Raw genomic sequence first — 19,697 nt, 5'->3', positions numbered from 1 at the left:
GTCATGAGTCGTCCGTTCGGACGGTCTCGTAGACGCCGTACCCGGCCGGGCGTCCCCAGGCGTTGGGGTTCGGGGTGCGGTTGAAGACCACTCCGAGCAGTCGCGCGTCGACCGACCGGAGCGTCTCGAGGGCCACCGCGACTTGGTGCTTGGAGGTGCGACCGTGGCGGACCACCATCAGCACGCCGTCGGCTGCCGCACCGGCGACGGCACCGTCCACCACGGGGACGAGCGGTGGGGTATCGAGCAGGACCAAGTCGTACTCGTTGCGAAGGGTGTCGAGCAGGCTGGTCATCGCCGCGCTACCCAGCAACTCCGAAGGGTTTGGCGGGATCGAGCCACTCGGGAGGACGGCGAGGTGATCCGAGGACCATTGCTGGATCGCCAAATCAAGCGGGACGTCCCCGGCGAGGTAGTCCGTGAGGCCGATGGCGCCCTCGATCGTGAGGTACTCGGCGACCCGGGGGCGGCGCAGGTCCGCATCGATGAGCAGGACCCGCAGGCCATCCGCGGCGATCCACCGGGCCAAATCGATGGCCGTGCTCGTCTTGCCTTCACCGGCGACGGAGGAGGTCACCGCGATGACCTGCACCGGATGGTCGACGTCGATGAACCGAAGCTTCGTCCGGAGCCTGCGGAAGGCCTCGGCGCGGGCCAGCGTCTCGGCCGCGCGATCTCGCTCGCCGATGCGACGTGGAATCCCTCGACGCCGCGTATTGCTGGGATGACCCGAACGACCGTTTTCGACGCTGCCGAGCACCGGAGTCCCAGAGGGCAGATCGGCCTCTTCTCGCACCTTGGTGTCGAGGGCCTCACGACCCAGGGCAAGGATCAGTCCGAGGAGCAGCGCTCCAACCGCCGCCGCTGCCACGTTGCGGCGGGTTTGCGGGCTTGAGGGGAACTCCGGTGGCTGGGCCGTGGCGACCTGGGTGACGACGACCGACGGCTCGCCCTTTTCATCCTTCGGCGAAAGATCCTGCACCACCTCGCCGAGTTCCTTCGCGACCTGGTTGGAGATATCGGCGGCGAGTTGGGCGGAGTCCCCTTCGGCGTCGATATTGACGATCACCGAATCGGGCAGCGGCCGCGCGACGACGGTTCGGCTCAACTCCCGCGGGGTCGCATCGAGCTTGAGATCGTCGATGACCTTCCGCAGCACGATGGGTTGCCCGGCGAGCTCGGCATACGAACCCACCTGCTGCTGGGTGAAGGTCGCCCCCTGGGAGAGGTCCATCGCGGATTGCCCGAAGGGCAGCGAGAAGTACACGCTCGAGCGCGCGGTGTACACCGGGTCCGATGCCTTGGACCACAGGCCCACGGCGAAGGACGCCAGCAGGACCGGGATCACGACGTAGAGCCATCGCTTGCGCAGGCTCGTCACGAGATCGCGTAACTTCATCGGCTGGCACCCTCCCTGGGCCTCGCTCCGGTGAGCGTCTGAGCGGGCATGGTCGCACCGACCCCTGGCGGTGAGGTGCGTCGAGCGAAGTCCGCCGCTGCCACCCCGACGACGAACCAGAAGAGATATTCATACTGCGTGATCAAGGCGACGGTCATGAGCGCCGGGATCTGGGCGACGACCGCGATGCTCGCTGAACTCCCACGCCCGGCGATCGTACCGCCGACGGCGAGCAGCAGCAGGAGAAGCACCAACCCCAGGGTCATCCAGCCGTAGGCGACGCCGAAGAGGACGAGCTGGCTGTCGATGGACTGGAAGGTCCCGAAGTACACCGTCCCGTCCGGTGCGTACTGCACTGCCCCCGACGTGCCGAAGAGGGCGATCTCGGGCAGGAGGTCCAACAGCCGGCCCCGGTAGGCCGCGCTCCCGGCCGCCTCGTCGGCCCGCTCGAAGACATCTTGCAGGAGCGGAAGGGCGATTGCTGCCGCCCCGACGAGGGCAACGACGAGGACCCCGCGGATCCGCCGGCTGAGGCCCTCCAGCGAGACGACCGCGATGACGAGGCCAAGGACCGCGCAAATGAGGGCCGTCCGGCTAAAGGTCAGCCCCACCGCGATCACCTGAACGGCGATCATCGGGATCCGCACGGAGGCGGCGAAGCGGGAGGTGAGGGTGAGGACCGCGGTCATGGCAAGGGCCGACCCGAGCGCGATGGAGTGGCCGAAGGCACCCTCGACGCGCGCTAGCCCGCCCCGCTCTTGGATCGTCCCCCAGACGACCCGGGCACTGTTGGAAGGACCCCACGACGAGAGCCCGTGCCAGCCGGTCACGAATTCGATGATCGCGAGGGCCGCGACGATCGTGAAGACGACGGCGATGACATCACAGATCCAGCCGTAGCCAACGATGGGGGTCCCGAGCCGCCCCACGAGGTAGGCGCCGAGCCAGGTCGCGAGGGCCGCGAACACGGGCGGGATGGTCTGTGCGCCGACGGCGAAGGGGGCGATCGAGACGAGGACGAGGGCGACCATGAGGAAGTCGATGGGCGTGGCCCAGAGCGCCGTCCGACGGGTCGCGAGGATCCCACCGATCACGACGATCCCGACCGCGGCAATGAGCGGCCACTGCACGATCAGCGGCACGACGACCCAGATCGGGATGAAGGCGATGACCAGGATGTACCCGATCAGGCCGAGGCGCGGCCACCGTCGCAGCACCACGATCGCGCTGGGGACCAAGCCGAGAGCAAGGAGTCCGAAGGCCAACAGTTCTGGGCTCAACTGAGGCACCGTCGCCCTCCCTTCACGCGTCCCGAAACCCGCCCCCATCGCGCGACCCGCGCCGTACCATCAAGGCTCGGGGGCACCAACCGCAGGACTCCTTAGGAGCGATCATGTCACTAACCCGTCATCAGACGGTGATCTCGATCGCCCGTCCCTATCACGGTTTGGGCAACCGGGTCCGCGCGCTCTTTGGGGCGGTGGCGCTCGCCGAGCACACCGGACGCCAGGTGAAGTCGATCTGGCCCGCCGATCGTCGCTTCGGCGCGCGGCTCGATGAGTTGTGGCAGACCGACATCGCGACGCTGCCCGCGTGGACGGCGCCGCTCATCACGGCCCGGTATCCCGTGCGCGATCACACCTTGACGTGGCTCGATCAGGCCCGAGATGAGGGCACCTGGGTGATCCGCACCGCACACGCGCTGCACCTGCCCGAAGGGGCTCCGCGGTGGGAGGAGATCCTGCGGCGAACTCCCCCGGTCGCGGCGGTCGCAGAGCGAGTCCGCGAGGTGCATTCTCGAGACCTGAGCGGCACGCCGTGGATCGGGGTGATGGTGCGCGCGCACCCCAACTCGCACGCCGAAACCCTGGAGCACTCCCCCGTCTCGTGGTACCTCGAGCGCCTCCGCGAGCTGCGCACGATCTGGCCCGAGGTCCCCTTCTTCCTCTCGTGTGACACGAGCGAGGCGGAGGCACAGATCCGCTCTGAGATCCCGGGGATCGTCTCGCTGGGGGCGAAGGGGGGCTACAACTCCGGCCCAGCCCTCACCGCGGCGGTCGCCGATCTCTACCTGCTGGCGGCTTCGGCTCACATCATTGGCCCGCACTACTCCAGCTTCCCCGAACTCGCGCTCACCCTCGCCGATCCCGGCGCGTTGCGCCTACAGACCTCTCGGACCGGACCCGAGACGGCCTTCGACCCCGCCCGCGCCACCATCGCCCCCGACCCCCTTCGGCCATATGAGCGCACCGCTGTCGGCCACGGATGATCGCCCTTCGGGCCCACCAACCCGTCGGATAACCTGGCGGTAACTCCCCACCAATGTCGATGGAAAGTGCGTGATGTCTCACAACTCCGAGCGGGCGGCCGCGCCGGGTCCGGGCGAACTGCCTCAGCAGGATGTCTACATCGACGCTCCGCGTCCCGACGTCGAGCCCTACCTTCCCCGGCAGGGGGTGCGTCGAGCGCTCGATGTCGGTTGCGGCAGAGGGGGATTCGCGGCCACCCTGCGCGCCGCGCTCGGCCCCGACCCCTACCTCCTCGGCATCGAGTCTGTCCCGTCCCAGGCCGAGTACGCGAGGCAACACTCGGCCTTCGACCGGGTCATCACCGGCTACTTCCCCCAGGTGCTCGATGGCGATCAGGACCAGACCTTCGACCTGATCACCTTCAACGACGTCCTCGAGCACATCGTCGACCCCTGGACAACCCTCGCGGCGACCCGGGCGCATCTGGCCCCCGGCGGGAAGGTCATCGCGGCGATCCCCAATATTCGCTACGCCCCGGTGATGTGGCAGCTCGCGCGGGGCCGCTGGGACTACACCGACATGGGGACCCTCGACCGCACGCACGTCCGGTTCTTCACCCGCGCGACGATGATCGAGATGTTTGAAGGCGTTGGGTACCGGGTCGAGTCCTGCGAGGGCGCAAACCCGGTCTATATCGAGTGGGCGGGCGGTAAGCCCCCGCCGGGGGTCTTCGCGCCGAAGCGACGGATCCGACGCGCCATCGCCACCACGATCGGCCGAGGGGCCTCCCGCGCTCTCGGCGAGGCGGCCTTCCTCCACTTCGTCGTGGTCGCGACGCCGCTCGAAACGCCCTAGGCGATGAGCGAAGGGGGTGCTGGCGCGATCACCGCGCCAGCACCCCCTTCGCTTGGTCCTCCTCGCCTCTCCTATCGCACGAGCAGATCGTCGATCCGGACCTGTACCGGACCGTTGGTGATCGTGCCCGACGCAGCGGCCGAGAAGGAGACCGATCCGCCCGCCTGCAGCGTGCTCTGAGAGTCCGTGGCGGTCACGAACCAGGTGTCCGGTTCGGACTGCCCGGCCGGCCAGACCTTCGCGCGCAAGGTGGTCTGCCCATTTGCGGTCGTGGTCTGGAAGCGCACCTTCAGCTCCTGCCCACCGGCGTGGGTGTAGTTCGGCAGCAGGCTGTTGGCGAGCAGGGTTTCGCTGCCGCTCGTGAAGCGCGCGATCCCCACATTGACCGCTCCGGTCCCGGCGATCCGCAGCTTCAGCCGGTACTCGCCCGCCGAACTGTTGTGCACGCCGTAGTTGATGTGGACGCCGTTGTTGTTGGCGAGCTTGTCGGTCGAGACGGTGAAGCGGGAATCCGGCTCCGCCGCCGCCACCGACGTCAGGCTCGTCATGATCGTCCAGGTCGGGTCGAGGGTGATGATGCCGACGCCGTCAGCGACGCTGAGGCGCGTCGTCCCGGTCCAGTTACCGCCGACCTCGGCCGCTCCCCATCCGCTCGTGCTCGTCCGGGTGAAGGTGTCTCGCGCGAGCGGAGGGATCTCGGCGACCTGGACCGTGCGTTTGGCGCTATCGGTCGCCGAGTGCTCGTCGGTGACCGTCAAGGTGATCTCGAAGTCCCCGTCTGCACCGTAGGTGTGGGTCGCGGTCTTGCCCGTCGAATCGGGCGAGCCATCGCCCCACGACCAGGTGTAGGTGAGCTGATCGCCATCGGAGGCCGTCGAGGCCGATGCGTCGACAGCGACCGCCCGCGCCTGGTTGGAGGTGACCTCGAAGGCCGCCTTCGGTGCGGCGTGAGTGACGATCACCTCCTTGGTCACCGCGGCGCTTCGCGCTCCCTTGCTGTCGGTGACGCGCAGGCTCGCCGTATACGTGCCGGCCGCGTCGTACTTATGCGTCGGGTTCGCCTGGGTCGACGTGGTCCCATCGCCGAACGTCCACTCATAGGCATCGATGGTCGCGCCGTCAGTTGCGCTCGATCCCTCCGAGGAGAAGGTGGCCGTGAGGCCCGAAACGGTGGCGCCGATCGCTGCGGTGGGAGGCTGATGAGGAGCCGTAGCCGTCACCTGACGCGTCGTCGTGCCGACCGACCCCGCGCTGTCCTTCACGGTAAGCGTCACCGTGTAGGTGCCCGGCTGTGCGTAGTCGTGGGTCTGCTTGACTCCGGTGACCGCCGGCGAGCCGTCCCCGAAGTCCCACGAGTACGAGGCGATCGTGCGCGGTGAGGTAGCGCTCGAGCCCGACGCGTCGACGGCGACGCTCTGATCGGTCATCGTGGCCGTGAAGGAGGCCGTCGGCGGGATCGCGCCCTTGCCGATGTCGTAGTGCTCCTTGACCGTGGTGGCGCTGAGGGCCCGCGGGTAGACCGCGAACTCGTCGATCGCACCGTTGAGCCAGCGGCTCGACGGTCGGTTCGGCCACGAGTCGAGGTTGTCGCCGCCGACGCGCCAGTAGCCGAGGTAGTTCTCCGCCTGGGTGAAGGCGCTGCTCCCGACAAGCTGGCCATCGACGTAGAGCGCCATCCCCGACGCGGACTGCGAGGCGACGACGTGGTGCCACTGGCCATCGCGGTAGGCGTTGGCCGAGCGGACCGTGCGAGTGGTCCCGTCATAGACACCGAAGGTGATTCGGCCACCGCTATCGACATACACATGCCGGTCGAAGCTGCCAGAGACGCCCGTCCGGGCATTGCCGTACCCGGCGATCTTGCCGCCGAGGAGCGAGGTGGTCCGGAACCAGGCCTCAATGGTGTAGTCCGAGCCGACCGGCACCTGAGTGTCGCTGGAGGCGTAGCCACTCGTCGTGCCGTTGAAGGTGGTGGAGCGGTCGGTGTCACCCGTGAGCGCACCGGTCGCGGTACCCGTCCCCGTGCGTGCCGTCCCGGGGTAGCTCCCCATGAGGTCGGCGATCGCACCGGCTCCGGTGTTGAGGCGCCAGTACAGCGTCGGGTTGTCGTCGACGACCTTGTTCGCATACGGCAGGAGTTGGGCGTTGGAGATCTGCACGGTGACCGGCGCCGAGACCTCGCTGTTGCCATGTCGATCCGTCGCCCGCACGCGGTAACTCACGCTGTCGCCGGCCGGGGCCGTGCTGTCGGTGAGGGTCACCGGCGTGGACTGCCAGAAGGTCGAGGATGCGACCTTCTGGTCGACCGGAGTCGTCGAGGTTCCGCGCAGCAGGGCGTAGGTCAGGTCACGATCATCGCGGTCCCAGTTGCTCGGGATGGACACCTTCGCGACGCCGCGACGCGGCGAGGACCCGGTCGGCGTCCACGAGGAACCGCTGAGGCGAGGCCCCTGACCAGTCGCCGCCTTGGCGTTCTTCCCGAACCTCACCAGCCCGTACTGCCCGCGGCCGTTCACCCCTTGGAACTCACCGCCGATCGAGATGTAGTCACCGGTCCCGACGACGGTCCAGCCGGCCTGGCCGGAGCCACTCACCGTGCCGGTGATCCACTCCGGCATCGAGTCGATCATCGACGGGCCGGGCGTGCCGCCCCAGTTCGCGTACCAGGTGTTGGTGTTGGTCCCGAGGCGACCGTTGGCGGTGGCCGTGGTCACGGTGGAGTGCCGCAGGTTGCCGGGCGCGGGGTCCTTCTGCGGGAACCCGCCGAGCGTGCTGCAGGAGTGGGGGTGACCGAGCGCGTACACGTAGGTGCCGTCGGAGTAGGACGAGTAGTGGTCGCCGTGGCAGTCGTTGATCCAGTTGATGGTGCCGCTACTCGGGTCGGCGGAGAAGACCCCTTCGAGGTTGCCGACGGTCGGGTCGGCATAGACCCAACCGGTGCCGTAGACGGCATTGGCGTCGGTGCTCAGCGAATAGATCCCGGCCATGCCGTCGGTGTTGCCGTTCTTGACGGTGTCGGGCGCGGCCCACGGCACGAGGCTGCCGTCGGTCGGGTCCAAGGCCACCAGGCCCCTCTTCGGCGTGCCGTTGACGGTCGTGAAGCGGCCACCGACGATCAGCTTGTCGACACCCGGCGCCTTGACCATCGCGTCGACCTGGAGGTCGGTCGACGGAGCCCAGCCGAGCAGTTGACCGGAGGTGTTAAAGGCCATGAGGTTCTTGCGCGGCTGACCGTTACCGGCGGAGATCAGGCCGCCGACGTACACGGCGTCACCCTGAGCGACGATCGCGTTGACGAAGGAGCCACCGACCGCGGGCTGGAAGCCGGAGAGCAACTGGCCGCTCGCCCGGTCGAAGGCGGCGAAGTTCCACCGCGTCGCCCCGTCACCGCCTTGACCGCTCCCCCAGGCCTTGTTGAAGGTGCCGCCGACATAGATCCGCGACCCGTCGGGGGAGATGGCGAGCGAGCGCACGGTGCCGTTGACCTGAGGGGCCCAGCTGTCGATCAACTGGCCGGTCGTGATGTCGTACGCGAGCAGGTTTGCTCGGGGGGTCGAGGTCCCGGCACCCGGAGAGCGGGCGCCGGTGAAAGCGCCACCGACATAGACGGTGTTCCCGACGACCTTTTGCGTCCAGACGATGCCTCCGTCGAGCTGCACGGTCGGAAGGGGGTCGGCCGAGGCCACCCCTTCGGGGCGGTCCAAGAACTCCGGGATCGAGTTCGGCAGGTCGGCGGTGGGGGCTGCCAGGGCCCGCACCGGGGGCGCCTGCAGCATCGCCAGCGCCAGCACGAGGACCGCCAGCGGCGCGATATACCGCAACATCTTCGACCAAACGGGCCTGATCGTCATCGCTTTGCCCATCACGACTTACCTTCCACGAACGTCGCGACGGGAGCACCCGCCACGTACGCGACCATCACGGAGAACGCCTCCTGGCCGGACTTTGGAACCCGGAACAGGTAGGTGGCCCGGGCGGACTTGCCCGTCTCCAGCCACCCGGCGAAGGGGGTGTAGTTCGCGCTCGGTGACAGCTCGCCGGGGCGGTCACTGGCGCCGTAGGTGAGTTCGACAACGGCGCTATCGATCGAGAGCCGCGTGTCGGAGGAGTTGGTGATCTCGAGTTCGACGGCCACGCCGGGGCCCTTGGTGTCACCTGGTCCGGTCGGCGTGATCGTCACCGGGCGGGCCTTGACCAACCGAACGCTGACGTCGCCCGGGAGGGAGGCCAGATTGTTCTTGGCTTTGACCTTCGGGCCGGACTTCTTCGCTGGCACGACCTGCTTGATCGTGCCGGGGGTCGGCGAGGCCACGACCGGCCCACCAGAGGTGGTCGTGGAGGCGGACGACGTGGAGGTCTTGGCCCCCTTCGTCGCCCCGCTACCCCGGTGCGCTGGAGCCCCGGCGGAGCTTGGGGTAGAGGTGGACGGGGCCGTGGCGGCGGGGCGCTGCGCCCCCTGCTGCTCGGACGATCCGGCTCCACATCCGCTGGCGAGCGCCACGACGGTAGCGGCGATCAGCATCCCCGCGCCCGACACACGTCGACCCGACCGGTTCCCCATGGATGCTCCCTCGAATCCTGCTACCTGCCCGTACGCCACCCGGATTAGCTCGGGTGACCAACCCCGCAACGTCACGACGGCTTATCGTGCACCCTGACGGGCCCCGCGGGAGGGTTTTTGGGGAAGTTCGTCGCCCAATTCCTGCGATGTGGTTCACACCCTCGCCCTGGCCTGCGCAAACAGGAGAAGGGGGCGAGCACCATGAACGGTGCTCGCCCCCTTCGTAACGATCAAGGAGCGGTGGGGTGGGCGGTCAACCGCGCTCCCACGATGGGCCGGATCAGGCCTCTTCGGGGTTCTCCTCGGCGGCCGGGGCCTCTTCAGCGGCCTCTTCCGGAGCCTCGGTGCCCTCTTCGTCGGTCTCGAGGGCAGCCTCGAGTTCTTCCTCGGAGACCTGCTGGCTGACGTTCACGACGAGGGTCTCGGCGTCGGTGACGAGCGTCGAGCCCTGGGGCAGGGTGACGTCGCCGGCGAGGATCTGGCTGCCGGCCTCGAGGCCCTCGACCGAAACGGTGATGCTCTCGGGCAGGTTGGTGGCCTCGGCCTCGACTTCGAGGGTCTGGGACTCGACGGTGACGACGGTCTCCGGACCAGCGTCGCCCTCGACGGTGATCGCGACGTCGACGGTGACCTTCTCGCCCTTGCGGACGACGACGAGGTCGACGTGCTCGATGACCGGCTTGATCGGGTCGCGCTGGACATCCTTGGCAAGAGCGAGCTGCTCGTCCCCATCGATCACGATGGTGAGCAGGGCGTTGCTGTGCTTCAGCGCCATCATCGCGTCGTGGCCCGGGAGGGTGATGTGGATCGGGTCCGCGCCGTGGCCATACATGACCGCGGGGATCTTGTGCGCGCGGCGGATGCGGCGGGCCGCGCCCTTGCCGAACTCGGTGCGCTTCTCGGCCTCAAGGCGAAGGTCGTCGGACATGGTGGCTCCTTAAACAGGTCTTCTTTGTACTGGTGTTTCGCTCCACCATGGGCGTCGGCGTGAAGAGGGTGACGCGGGCGGTGCGGGACGGCTTTTTTGTCGTTGTGGGCGGTGCGGGCCTCGGGCGTGGGACGCGGCGCGGAACCGAACGATCGCTTGAAGCATCGCGGGCGCACGCATCTGCCGCACTTGTCGGTAGACACGCACCGCGTCGATCACGGACCACTGCTCCCGTGCAGCGTCCCTCGCCGAGGCAACTACCCGATCCTACTGGCCCGATGCGGCCCGAACCAAACCCGCCGAGGCTAGCGGCTGGCGTACTCGCTATCGCCGGATCCTGCGGGTCCGGTCTCGGCCGGACTCGGGCCGGGCGCGCCCTCCTCGCCGAGCCGCACGGCGATGACGCCGCCGACGATGAGGACACCGCCGATGAGTTGGATCGGCGCCGGGAGTTGGGCGACGAGGAGCCAGGCGAAGAGGATCGCGAAGAGGACCTCGCTCAGGCCGACGAAGGACGCGACCTTCGCCCCCAGTGCTCGGGCGGCGGCGATCCCCGTGACATAGGCCAGGGCCGCCGCGACGAGGGCGAGTTCGGCGATCGCGAACCACCACGGCGCCTGATAGCCCGCGAGCACCACGGGCTCGGTGGTCGCCGCCATGGGGAGGATCCCGAGAGCGGCGGTGGCCCCAAGGCCGAGAGCACCGACGACGAGTCCCCCGCCAGCGAGGGCCATGGGCGGCAGGGCATCACCACTGCGGCTGGACAGCAGGAAGAAGGTCATCAACCCGATCGCGGCAATGAGACCGAATCCGACGCCGACCAGGTCGACCTTGATCCCGGCGAAGATGTCGAGGACGAGCGCGAGTCCGATGACCGACAAAGCGACACCGATGGCCGTGAGTGGGCTCGGGCGGTGCCCGTGGCGGGCCCAGAGCCAGCCGACGATCAGCACGGGTGCGAGGTATTCAAGGAGCAGGGCGACCCCGACCGAGAGGCGGTCCACCGCGGCGAAGAAGGCGAGCTGGCATCCCGCGATCGCGACCAGTCCGTAGGCGATCACCACGCCGGCGTTGCGGCGCAACAGCTCCCACTTGCCGCGCAGGACGAGCAGGGTGGGGATCAACAGGACCAGGGCAGCTCCGGCAACCCGCGCCAGGACGATGGCGCCGGGGCTCCAGCCGGTGGCGAGTAGCGAGGCGGCGAAGGGGCCCGAACTCCCGAAGGTCGCGGCCGAGATCAGCGCGACCAACAGGCCGATGGCGAAGGGGGGACGGCGCGGCGCCGTCGTGGTCGTGGTCTGGGTGGCCTCGGGTGCAGTGGTGGTCATCGCACACCCCCTTCGTCATGAGTCATCGTGCATTACGGTAATGACGCTAGGACAGGACCTCGTCAGGAGTCAACTAGATGTTCACCCATGACACCGAGACGGCGCTGCGCAATGCCGCCGCGCTCGTCAACACCGCGCCTCAGGTCGGTGTCCGCACCGAGGAATTGCCGGACCCCGCGGCCTTGGACGACTTCCTGGCCGCCTGGTCGTGGACCGGGAGCCGGACCCACGATGACGCCGAACTCGCTGCGGTGCACCGGGTTCGCCCCCTTCTGCGCCGCGTCTGGGAACTCGCCGATGACCTCCCGGCTCTCGCCTCGCACCTCAACGAGATCCTCGCCCGCGCTCGTGCCCTGCCCCAACTCGTCGACCACGACGGCTATGGATGGCATATCCATGCGGTCGCCGCCGATGAGCCGGTCGCGACCCGGATGGCCGTCGAGGCCGCCATGGCCTTCATCGACATCATCCGCGCGAGCGAAACATCACGGCTCAAGCGCTGCGCCGCACCGGACTGCGATGGCGTGCTGATCGACCTGTCGCGCAACCGCTCTCGCCGGTACTGCGAAGGGGGATGCGGCGACCGCCTCGCGGCCGCCGCCTACCGCGCCCGACGCGCGGAGTAACCCGCTTCGGATCAGACCTTGTCGGCGAAGAGGCTCGTCACCGAACCGTCCTCGAAGACCTCACGGATGGCCCGCGAGATGAGCGGCGCGATCGAGAGCACCGTCAGGTCGTCGAAATGCCGCTTCTTCTTGATCGGCAGGGTGTTGGTCACGATGATCTCGGTCGCGGCGCATGCCTCCAGCCGCTCCGGCGCCGGGCCCGAGAGGATCGCGTGCGTCGCCGCGATGACAACCCCGGCCGCGCCCTCGGCCATGATCGCGTCGGCGGCCTTGGTGATCGTCCCGGCCGTGTCGATCATGTCATCGACAAGGACACACAAGCGCCCTTCGACATCACCGACGACCCGGTTGGCGACGCTCTCGTTCGGGCGATCGATATCGCGGGTCTTGTGGATGAAGGCCAGTGGCGCCCCGCCGAGTTGGCGAGACCACTGCTCGGCGACCTTGATCCGCCCGGCATCCGGGGAGACGACCGCGAGCGGCTGGTGGCCGTACTTCTGACGGACGTAATCGGTCAGGATCGGCATCGCCATCAGGTGGTCGACCGGCCCGTCGAAGAAGCCCTGGACCTGGTCGGTGTGCAGGTCGACGGCGATCAGCCGGTCCGCGCCTGCGGTCTTGAAGAGGTCGGCCATGAGCCGGGCGGAGATCGGCTCGCGCCCGCGGTGCTTCTTGTCCTGGCGCGCGTACCCGTAGAAGGGCATGACGACGGTGATGCGCTTGGCGCTCGCGCGCTTCAGCGCGTCGATCATGATGAGGTGCTCCATGATCGACTCGTTGATCGGCTTGGCGTGGCTTTGGATGACGAACGCATCGCAGCCGCGCACCGACTCCTCATAGCGGACATAGATCTCGCCATTGGAGAAGTCGTAGGCGCTCGTCGGCACGAGCTCGGTCCCCAGTTGCTCGGCCACCTCACGGGCGAGCGCGGGGTGGGTGCGCCCCGTGAAGACCATGAGGTTCTTCTCCGGGGTCTTGTGAATGCCGGTCACGAGGCGTCCTTTGATGTGCGGTTGATGGTCGGGAATCAGGCGGAAGGGGGAGGCAGCTCGGCCTCGGCGTCGGCGGCGGCCTGCGCGGTGGCGGTCCCGGCGCGGCGACGCGCCACCCATCCGCTCACATTGCGCTGCTTGGCGCGGGCCACGGCGATCTGGCCGGGGCCAACGTCTTCGGTCAGGGCCGTTCCGGCGCCGACATAGGCGCCGTCAGCGATCGCGACGGGGGCCACGAGCACCGAGTTCGAGCCGACGAAGGAGTGCTTGCCGACCGTCGTCTTGGCCTTGGCGACACCGTCGTAGTTGGCAAAGATCGTCCCGGCGCCGATATTGGCGCCCTCGCCAATCACCGCATCGCCGCAGTACGTGAGGTGCGGAACCTTCGCGCCCGCCCTGATCACCGCGTTCTTGGTCTCGACGAAGCCGCCGATCTTGCCGCGCGCGCCGAGCTCGGTGCCCGGTCGGAGGTAGGAGTACGGGCCGACACTCGCCCCGGCGCCGATCACCGCGAGGTGGGCCTCCGCGCGTCGCACCGTCGCTCCCGCGCCGACCTCGGTGTCGACCAAGGTGACCTCGGGTCCGACGACCGCGTCCTCGGCGATCTCGGTCGCGCCGATCAGCTGGGTGTTCGGCAGGATCGTCGCGTCCGGGGCGATCGTCACGTCGACGTCGATCCAGGTCGAGGACGGGTCGACGATCGTGACGCCGGCGACCATGTGCGCGTGGCAGGTGCGCTCGTTGAGGATCCGCCCGAGCTGCGCGAGCTGGCTGCGGTCGTTGACCCCTTCGGTCTGCCAGAGGTCCGTGAGCGGCCAACCGACGACCGGACGACCGTCCTCGCGAGCGAGCTCGATCACATCGGTCAGGTACTTCTCACCCTGGGCGTTGTGCGGGGTGATCCGCGGCAGGGCGGCGCGTAGGGCTTCGGCGTCGAAGGCGTAGATGCCCGAGTTGATCTCGCGGATCTCGCGCTCGGCCTCGCTGGCGTCCTTGAACTCCACGATCCGCTCGACCTCGCCGTCGTCGCCGCGGACCACCCGGCCGTACTGCTTGGCGTCCGGCAGGATCGAGGTGATGACGGTGACCGCAGCACCGGCCTCTTCGTGCCGGACGGTGAGCTGACCAATCGTCTCGGCGGTGAGGAGCGGGACGTCGCCCATCGTGACGACGACGGTGCCGGTGAGGTCAGCGGGAAGGGCGTCCAGGCCGCACTCGACGGCGCGCGCGGTGCCCTTGATGTCGTCCTGGTCGGCGATCTGCGCGGGGCAGTCGGTCACCGAGGTGATGTAGGCCGCGACCTGCTCACGCGCATGCCGGATGACGACCACGGTCTCGCGCGCGTCCGCCCCCTTCGCCGCCCGCATCGCGTGCCCGAGGAGCGGCAGGCCCCCGATGGGGTGCAGCACCTTCGGGGTCTTCGACTTCATCCGAGTGCCCTCACCCGCTGCGAGGATGATGACGGCGGCGGGACGGTGATCGTTCACGCGAGATTCTCCGGCGGTAGCGGACTTCGTGTCATGGCGAGGCCGAGGCTCGTCCTTCGGCCACTCGCGGTCACTCTACCCGTGGCTCTGGAGTGGATTGCGTTCCAGCCCGACCAGGCCATTCCAGGCGAGGTTTACGACGTGGGCGACCACCTCGGCCTTCTTCGGGCGCTGGGCCTCCAGCCACCACTGGCCGGTGAGGCTCACCATCCCGACGAGCATCTGCGCATAGAGCGGGGCCGACTTCGGATCAAGACCCCGCTGACGGAAGGCGTCCCCGAGGAGGTCCTCCACCTGACGCGCCACGTCACTCAGCAAGGTCGCGTAGGTCCCGCCCCCGTGGCCATCGCGCGAGTCCCGCACGAGGATCCGGAAGCCATCCGGCGAACCCTCGATGTAATCCAGCAAGGTGGTCGCGGCCCGCTCGATCGTCTCGCGGTCGGTCCCGCCAGCGGTCAACGCCGCTGAGATCGCGCTCGTCATCGCCTGGAGTTCGCGATCGACGACGACGGCATAGAGGCCCTCCTTGCCGCCGAAGTGTTCATAGAGGACGGGCTTGGAGATATCCGCCGCGGCGGCGATCTCTTCCACCGAGGTGCCGCTTAACCCCTTCGCGGCGAAGAGCGCTCGGCCCACCCCGATCAGCTGCTCCCGGCGCTGCACCCCGGTCATCCTGGACTTCTTGCTCACGAGGCCATTGTGGCCGGTGCTCCACGCCGGGTGTCAGCCGCGGCCCCGAGGTGGATTACCCTGGGTGGGCCCGCGCCGACGCGCGCGGCGTTCCCCGGTTGGTCTGCCGGCAGGGCCCGCCTGACTTTGAATCAGGATTAGCGACGTAGGTTCGACTCCTACCCGGGGAGCTTCACGCCCGTGAGCGATGCTCCGAGCGTGTGATGACGGGGAAACGGACGGCGGCCGCGGATCTTTGCCCGTCCCGCGGCTTTAACCCCGTCCGGCCGCGCCCCCTTCGAGCGGTGATCCCGAGGCGTGACCTACGGCGAAGACGCGACGGAAGGGCAAGATCACGCCCGCGCTGGTCCGGGGATAGGCGGCGGCCACCTTCGCCCCGTAGTCGGCAAGGAAGTCGCGGCGCTCCTGCTCGTCCTGGAGCACATCGAGGATCGGACGAAGCCCGGTGCCGCTCACCCAATCCAAGACCGGGTTTGCCGACTCCCCCTTCGGGTCGAGCGCGTGGAGATACGTGGTCTCCCAGGCGTCCACGGTGAGGCCCTGGCGACTCAGGATCTGCAAGTAGGTGCTCGGCTCCCCCGCACCAAAGCGCTTGGTCGCGGCCTCCAGCTCGGCGCGCCGGGGATGCTGCTGAGCGCACTCACGCATCAGCGCGTGCGTCGGGGCGTCGTAGTTGCCCGGCACCTGAAGGGCGAACCAACCCCCGTCGGCGAGCGCCTCGGTCCAGTTCGCAATGAGCGGGAGATGAAGGGGGATCCACTGCAGCGTCGCGTTGCTCACGATCACGTCGGGGGCGGCGCCGAGCTCGGCCACATCCCAGGTCGTAAGGTCGGCCTCGATCCACTCCACCCGACCCTCGCGATCGCGCTCCCGCGCCGAGGCGAGCATTTCCGGCGATGAGTCAACGCCCACAACTCGAGCCGTCGGCCACCGATCGGCCAGCATGAGCGTCGCGGCGCCGTGGCCGGACCCCAGATCGACCACGAGCCGGGGCTCTCGGGCCCGCACTCTCGACATGAGATCACGGAAGGGGCGCACCCGCTCCCCCACGAACTGGTCGTATTGCTGCGGATCCCACGTCGGCGCCATCGGCGGTCTTCTTTCGTCGGCCAGGTTGCGGACCCCGATCCTAGGGGACCATTTATTTTGACGTCAAGATTCTTTCGCACAGTACTATCGGGTCATGGAACCGCATCCATCGAGCCGGTCCGATGATGTCGACGAGATCGTGGCCGCGTGGCGACGCGAACGCCCCGACCTCGACACGGCGCCGCTCGCGATCTTCTCGCGCATCTCCCGGCTCGCCCGCCGACTCGATCTGGACCGAGCCTCCGCCTTCGCCCAGCACGATCTCGAGGGCTGGGAGTTCGACGTGCTCTCGGCGCTGCGCCGCGCCGGCGCCCCCTACCAACTCTCGCCGGGGCAGTTGGTCGCCCAAACGCTCGTCACCTCGGGGACGATGACCAACCGCATCGATCGGCTCGCTGCGCGGGGTTGGGTCGAGCGGCACCGCTCCGATACCGACCGCCGCGGCGTCCACGTGCGGCTGACCGATTCCGGACGGGTCACGGTGGACGCGGCGATGGCCGACCTGCTCGAGCGCGAGCGCACCCTCCTGACCGACCTTCCGGCATCGGAGCACGCCGCCCTCGCCGACCACCTGCGCACTCTGCTCGCCCCCTTCGAGCACTAGGGCCTCAAGCACCGGAGCCAAGGACCCGGCTCATCCCCCGCCGAGTCGGGTCCTTGGCCCAGGCCCCCTCCCCGTCGAGCCTTACGGCTCGACCGTCGCGCCTTTGGCTCCCTTCACCCAGGACGCGATCGACTTCCCAAGCGTGGAGACCGTCGGATCGGTGAGTCTCCCGTCGGTGACGAGGCTCCACCCGTGATCCGACCCGGGCACCACGATGACCTCGCCGTCGGCGTTCGATGATCCGGCGGCCTTCCAGTCATCGGCGTTGACCCCGCTGTCCGCCTTGGCTGTCACGAGCACCCACGGGGCGGACATCGCCGCAGTGGCTTCGGTATCGCGCAGGAGCCCCTCCCACCGGTTCGGCGGGGAGAGCGCCACAACCCGGCTCGCACCGACCTTCGGGCCCGCCGTCATCGCGACCGAGCCGCCCAGCGAAGCCCCGACCAAGGCGACGTCGCCGCCCCCCGACGCCCGCAGGTGGTCCACGACGAGCTTCACCTGCTCGGCCGGTGCCGCGCTCAGCGTTTCATCGCAGGTGGACTGCCCGTAGCCGCAGAGGTCCATGGCGCTCACCTGCAGGCCCTGGCCGGCCAGCCAGTCGCCGTACGAAACCGAACCGCAGATCCCATCACCGGTCGTCTGGTGGAGGACCAAGACCGAAGTGGGTCCCTCGCCCCAGGTGGCGACGAGAAGCCTGCTGGCCCCCTCGGGCGAGGCGATCTGCTCGATCGCCACGTCCGGCCCGGCCCCACACCGCTCGGCCACCGTCGGCGCCTCGATCGGCGCGGGGGTCGTTGCGTCCCCGGCGCTCGGATCGGTGGCCGAGGCCGGTCCGCCCGACTCGCCCGCGCAGGCGGTCACGACGAGCGCAAGCAGCGTCGCGATCCCCATTCCGACTCGCCGTCCCGTCATATGTCAACCCTGACATAACAACTATGCTCGCGTCTATGGATCCTGAGGCTGCGTCGATATCGACCTTGGGCCAGGCCCTCCTTGGGCTCCTCGCCCGCCAGCCCGGGACCGGGTACGACCTCGCGGCCCGGCTGCGCCGTCCGATCGCGTACTTCTGGACCGCTCAGCACAGCCAGATCTATCCCGAGCTCGCCCGCCTCGACCGCGCGGGACTGATCCGACACGAAGCGAGCGTCGGCCGCGGGCCCCGGCCGGTGAAGCATTACGACATCACCGAGGCGGGGCTCGCCTGCCACCGGGCCTGGGTGACCGGACCGGTGAGCGTCCGGCCCGCGCGCAGCGAGGAGACCTTGCAGGTGTGGTCTCTCTGGCTCTCCGACGACCCGGACCAGGCTCGCGCCTGGGTCACGATGCGGCGGGCCGCGCACGACGCCCGCCTCGCGACCCTGCTCGGTGAGCGCGACGCCCTTCTCGCCGAGGGACCGGTTGAGCCCGGCCAACCCCGGTGGTCCAACCTGGCCGCGGTTGAGCTCGGGATCAGAGTTGCCCGCAGCACCGTCGAGTGGTGCGATTGGCTGCTCACCGACCACCTCCCCCCACAGTGAGAGCTCCGATGCTGACCGACGAGCAGGCGCGCGCCCCTAAAGCAGCGCTGGAAACGATCACCCGCTCGCTCCACACCCGCGACCTCACCCAACTGGCAGCAGCCGTCGCCACGCTCACCACGCCGCAGGTCGTGGGCGTCCTCGAGCGACTCAACGCCCGCGAGCGGGCGGTGGTCTACCGGCTGCTCCCGAAGTTGCCAGCGCTGAAGGTCTTCGAGGCGCTCGATCCGTCGCTGCAAAGTGAGCTCGTCGCCGGCCTCCAGGACGGTGAGGTGGCCGAGCTCTTCGCCGAGTTGGACCCGGACGACCGGGTGTGGCTCCTCGATGAGTTGCCCGCCGTCGTCGCCAAGGAACTGCTCCGCGGCCTGCCGGACAACGAGCGGCAGATGACGGCCGAGGTGCTCGGCTACCCCAGCGGCTCCATTGGCCGGCGCATGAGTCCCGAGGTCCTCATCACCCACCCGGACTGGACCGTCGGGGACGCCGTGGCTCGCATCCGGGCCCGCGTCGATGAGGTCGAGACGATTTACACCCTCCCGGTCCTCGACGGCGAACGGCGGGTCGTCGGTGTCGTGAGCCTGCGTGACCTGCTCGGCGCCGATGACGCCACCGCGATCCGAACGCTCATGCGTGACGCCCACACGGCGACCGCGACCGAGGACGCCGAAGTGGCCTCCCGGCGCTTCGCCGATATCAGCGTGCTCGCGATGCCAGTCGTCGATAGCGAGAACCGGCTCGTCGGAATCCTCACCATCGACGACGCGGTGCGCATCCTCGAGCACGCCGATAGCGAGGATGCGGCCCGCCAGGGTGGTGTCGAGCCGCTCCGCCGTCCCTACCTCTCGACCCCGTTGCTCTCGATCGTGCGCTCCCGGGTCGTCTGGCTGCTCGTCCTCGCGATCGGGGCGACCTTGACCGTCCAAGTCCTCGAGGTCTTTGAGGGCACCTTGGAGCAGATGACCATCCTCGCCCTCTTCGTGCCGCTGCTGATCGGTACCGGCGGCAACACCGGCAACCAGGCGGCCACGACCGTGACCCGGGCACTCGCCCTGGGTGATGTCCGCCCACGCGATGTCACCAAGGTGTTGACCCGGGAGATGGGGGTGGGCGCGATGCTCGGCGTCATGCTCGGGGCCCTCGGGTTCGCGGTCACCGGGCTCGTCTATGACGCCGACGTAGGGGCGGTCATCGGCCTCACCCTCCTCGCCATCTGCACGGTGGCGGCCACGATCGGGGGTGTCATGCCGCTGCTCGCGCGAGCGATCGGGGTGGACCCGGCGGTCTTTTCGAATCCCTTCATCACGACCTTCGTCGATGCCACCGGGCTCGTCATCTACTTCCTCATCGCCCGCGCGGTGCTGGGGATCTAAGC

General features: G+C 68.7%; 17 protein-coding genes and 1 tRNA gene. 7 read left to right on the top strand and 11 right to left on the bottom strand.

All coding sequences use genetic code 11. The features are described 5' to 3' along the window. Position 1 precedes the first annotated feature (1 nt). Positions 2–1,399: a polysaccharide biosynthesis tyrosine autokinase gene (locus AB8K43_RS11465; RefSeq protein WP_370894336.1), complete on the bottom strand. Its 1,398-nt coding sequence runs from the start codon at positions 1,397–1,399 to the stop codon at positions 2–4. After that, on the bottom strand, positions 1,396–2,688 hold the full coding sequence (locus AB8K43_RS11460) for a hypothetical protein (protein WP_370894335.1): 1,293 nt from the start codon (positions 2,686–2,688) through the stop codon (positions 1,396–1,398). The genes AB8K43_RS11465 and AB8K43_RS11460 overlap by 4 nt, the downstream gene beginning before the upstream one ends. A 104-nt stretch (positions 2,689–2,792) precedes the next feature. On the opposite strand from AB8K43_RS11460, the gene AB8K43_RS11455 reads away from it, so the two are divergent. Together AB8K43_RS11455 and AB8K43_RS11450 are read left to right on the top strand one after the other, a co-directional pair. Beyond that, a complete protein-coding gene (locus AB8K43_RS11455) occupies positions 2,793–3,668 on the top strand; it encodes a hypothetical protein (RefSeq protein WP_370894334.1) in 876 nt (291 codons plus the stop codon). Between the two features lie 73 nt (positions 3,669–3,741). Continuing rightward, positions 3,742–4,503, top strand: a complete 762-nt coding sequence (locus AB8K43_RS11450; RefSeq protein WP_370894333.1) for a class I SAM-dependent methyltransferase — start codon at positions 3,742–3,744, stop codon at positions 4,501–4,503. 71 nt (positions 4,504–4,574) lie between these two features. Here AB8K43_RS11450 and AB8K43_RS11445 read toward each other — a convergent pair whose 3' ends face one another. The 4 genes from AB8K43_RS11445 to AB8K43_RS11430 form a co-directional block, all read right to left on the bottom strand. Beyond that, positions 4,575–8,354 (bottom strand): PKD domain-containing protein, encoded by a 3,780-nt coding sequence (locus tag AB8K43_RS11445; protein ID WP_370894332.1) that lies wholly within the window; start codon positions 8,352–8,354, stop codon positions 4,575–4,577. Positions 8,355–8,365: 11 nt separating this feature from the next. Then, positions 8,366–9,025, bottom strand: coding sequence for a hypothetical protein (locus tag AB8K43_RS11440; protein ID WP_370894331.1), 660 nt, complete (start codon positions 9,023–9,025; stop codon positions 8,366–8,368). Positions 9,026–9,344: 319 nt separating this feature from the next. Beyond that, positions 9,345–9,992, bottom strand: a complete 648-nt coding sequence (locus tag AB8K43_RS11435) for a 50S ribosomal protein L25/general stress protein Ctc (protein ID WP_370894330.1) — start codon at positions 9,990–9,992, stop codon at positions 9,345–9,347. A 305-nt stretch (positions 9,993–10,297) separates the two neighbouring features. Beyond that, a complete protein-coding gene (locus AB8K43_RS11430) occupies positions 10,298–11,320 on the bottom strand; it encodes a DMT family transporter (protein WP_370894329.1) in 1,023 nt (340 codons plus the stop codon). Positions 11,321–11,397: 77 nt separating this feature from the next. On the opposite strand from AB8K43_RS11430, the gene AB8K43_RS11425 reads away from it, so the two are divergent. Beyond that, complete coding sequence (locus tag AB8K43_RS11425; protein WP_370894328.1) at positions 11,398–11,946, top strand: CGNR zinc finger domain-containing protein; 549 nt, start codon at positions 11,398–11,400, stop codon at positions 11,944–11,946. An 11-nt stretch (positions 11,947–11,957) separates the two neighbouring features. On the opposite strand, the gene AB8K43_RS11420 is transcribed toward AB8K43_RS11425, so the two are convergent. From AB8K43_RS11420 to AB8K43_RS11410, 3 genes are all read right to left on the bottom strand, one after another. Then, positions 11,958–12,938 (bottom strand): ribose-phosphate diphosphokinase, encoded by a 981-nt coding sequence (locus tag AB8K43_RS11420; RefSeq protein WP_370894327.1) that lies wholly within the window; start codon positions 12,936–12,938, stop codon positions 11,958–11,960. Between the two features lie 35 nt (positions 12,939–12,973). Next, positions 12,974–14,425, bottom strand: a complete 1,452-nt coding sequence (gene glmU, locus AB8K43_RS11415; RefSeq protein ID WP_370894326.1) for a bifunctional UDP-N-acetylglucosamine diphosphorylase/glucosamine-1-phosphate N-acetyltransferase GlmU — start codon at positions 14,423–14,425, stop codon at positions 12,974–12,976. 75 nt (positions 14,426–14,500) lie between these two features. Then, positions 14,501–15,097: a TetR/AcrR family transcriptional regulator gene (locus AB8K43_RS11410; protein ID WP_370894459.1), complete on the bottom strand. Its 597-nt coding sequence runs from the start codon at positions 15,095–15,097 to the stop codon at positions 14,501–14,503. A gap of 109 nt (positions 15,098–15,206) precedes the next feature. On the opposite strand from AB8K43_RS11410, the gene AB8K43_RS11405 reads away from it, so the two are divergent. Continuing rightward, positions 15,207–15,285 (top strand) — tRNA-Gln (locus tag AB8K43_RS11405). Positions 15,286–15,367: 82 nt separating this feature from the next. Here the strand turns inward: AB8K43_RS11405 and AB8K43_RS11400 are convergent. Further along, a complete protein-coding gene (locus AB8K43_RS11400) occupies positions 15,368–16,204 on the bottom strand; it encodes a methyltransferase domain-containing protein (RefSeq protein WP_370894325.1) in 837 nt (278 codons plus the stop codon). 94 nt (positions 16,205–16,298) lie between these two features. Here AB8K43_RS11400 and AB8K43_RS11395 point away from each other — a divergent pair, with 94 nt between their 5' ends. Next, positions 16,299–16,808 carry a MarR family winged helix-turn-helix transcriptional regulator gene (locus AB8K43_RS11395; protein ID WP_370894324.1) on the top strand — a complete coding sequence of 170 codons (510 nt, stop codon included), beginning with the start codon at positions 16,299–16,301 and terminating at the stop codon, positions 16,806–16,808. Positions 16,809–16,889: 81 nt separating this feature from the next. Here the strand turns inward: AB8K43_RS11395 and AB8K43_RS11390 are convergent, their stop codons facing one another. Then, positions 16,890–17,720 carry an alpha/beta hydrolase gene (locus tag AB8K43_RS11390; RefSeq protein ID WP_370894323.1) on the bottom strand — a complete coding sequence of 277 codons (831 nt, stop codon included), beginning with the start codon at positions 17,718–17,720 and terminating at the stop codon, positions 16,890–16,892. A 35-nt stretch (positions 17,721–17,755) separates the two neighbouring features. On the opposite strand from AB8K43_RS11390, the gene AB8K43_RS11385 reads away from it, so the two are divergent. After that, complete coding sequence (locus AB8K43_RS11385) at positions 17,756–18,325, top strand: PadR family transcriptional regulator (protein WP_370894322.1); 570 nt, start codon at positions 17,756–17,758, stop codon at positions 18,323–18,325. 8 nt (positions 18,326–18,333) lie between these two features. Next, the gene (gene mgtE / locus AB8K43_RS11380; RefSeq protein ID WP_370894321.1) at positions 18,334–19,695 is read left to right on the top strand and encodes a magnesium transporter; all 1,362 of its coding nucleotides are present in this window, start codon (positions 18,334–18,336) and stop codon (positions 19,693–19,695) included. The last annotated feature ends 2 nt before the right edge of the window (positions 19,696–19,697 follow it).

The sequence above is a fragment of the Janibacter sp. GXQ6167 genome (genome assembly GCF_041365945.1).
GTDB lineage: Bacteria > Actinomycetota > Actinomycetes > Actinomycetales > Dermatophilaceae > JBGFSK01.
This window is presented reverse-complemented; position numbering and strand designations above follow the sequence as displayed.

Coding starts and splice junctions, on each gene's coding strand:
- AB8K43_RS11435 (WP_370894330.1), bottom strand. CDS start 9,992: ATGTCCGACGACCTTCGCCTTGAGGCCGAGAAGCGCACCGAGTTCGGC.
- AB8K43_RS11400 (WP_370894325.1), bottom strand. CDS start 16,204: ATGGCGCCGACGTGGGATCCGCAGCAATACGACCAGTTCGTGGGGGAG.
- AB8K43_RS11425 (WP_370894328.1), top strand. CDS start 11,398: ATGTTCACCCATGACACCGAGACGGCGCTGCGCAATGCCGCCGCGCTC.
- mgtE (WP_370894321.1), top strand. CDS start 18,334: ATGCTGACCGACGAGCAGGCGCGCGCCCCTAAAGCAGCGCTGGAAACG.
- AB8K43_RS11465 (WP_370894336.1), bottom strand. CDS start 1,399: ATGAAGTTACGCGATCTCGTGACGAGCCTGCGCAAGCGATGGCTCTAC.
- AB8K43_RS11410 (WP_370894459.1), bottom strand. CDS start 15,097: ATGACCGGGGTGCAGCGCCGGGAGCAGCTGATCGGGGTGGGCCGAGCG.
- AB8K43_RS11430 (WP_370894329.1), bottom strand. CDS start 11,320: ATGACCACCACTGCACCCGAGGCCACCCAGACCACGACCACGACGGCG.
- AB8K43_RS11450 (WP_370894333.1), top strand. CDS start 3,742: ATGTCTCACAACTCCGAGCGGGCGGCCGCGCCGGGTCCGGGCGAACTG.
- AB8K43_RS11445 (WP_370894332.1), bottom strand. CDS start 8,354: ATGACGATCAGGCCCGTTTGGTCGAAGATGTTGCGGTATATCGCGCCG.
- AB8K43_RS11385 (WP_370894322.1), top strand. CDS start 17,756: ATGGATCCTGAGGCTGCGTCGATATCGACCTTGGGCCAGGCCCTCCTT.
- AB8K43_RS11390 (WP_370894323.1), bottom strand. CDS start 17,720: ATGACGGGACGGCGAGTCGGAATGGGGATCGCGACGCTGCTTGCGCTC.
- AB8K43_RS11455 (WP_370894334.1), top strand. CDS start 2,793: ATGTCACTAACCCGTCATCAGACGGTGATCTCGATCGCCCGTCCCTAT.
- AB8K43_RS11440 (WP_370894331.1), bottom strand. CDS start 9,025: ATGCTGATCGCCGCTACCGTCGTGGCGCTCGCCAGCGGATGTGGAGCC.
- AB8K43_RS11395 (WP_370894324.1), top strand. CDS start 16,299: ATGGAACCGCATCCATCGAGCCGGTCCGATGATGTCGACGAGATCGTG.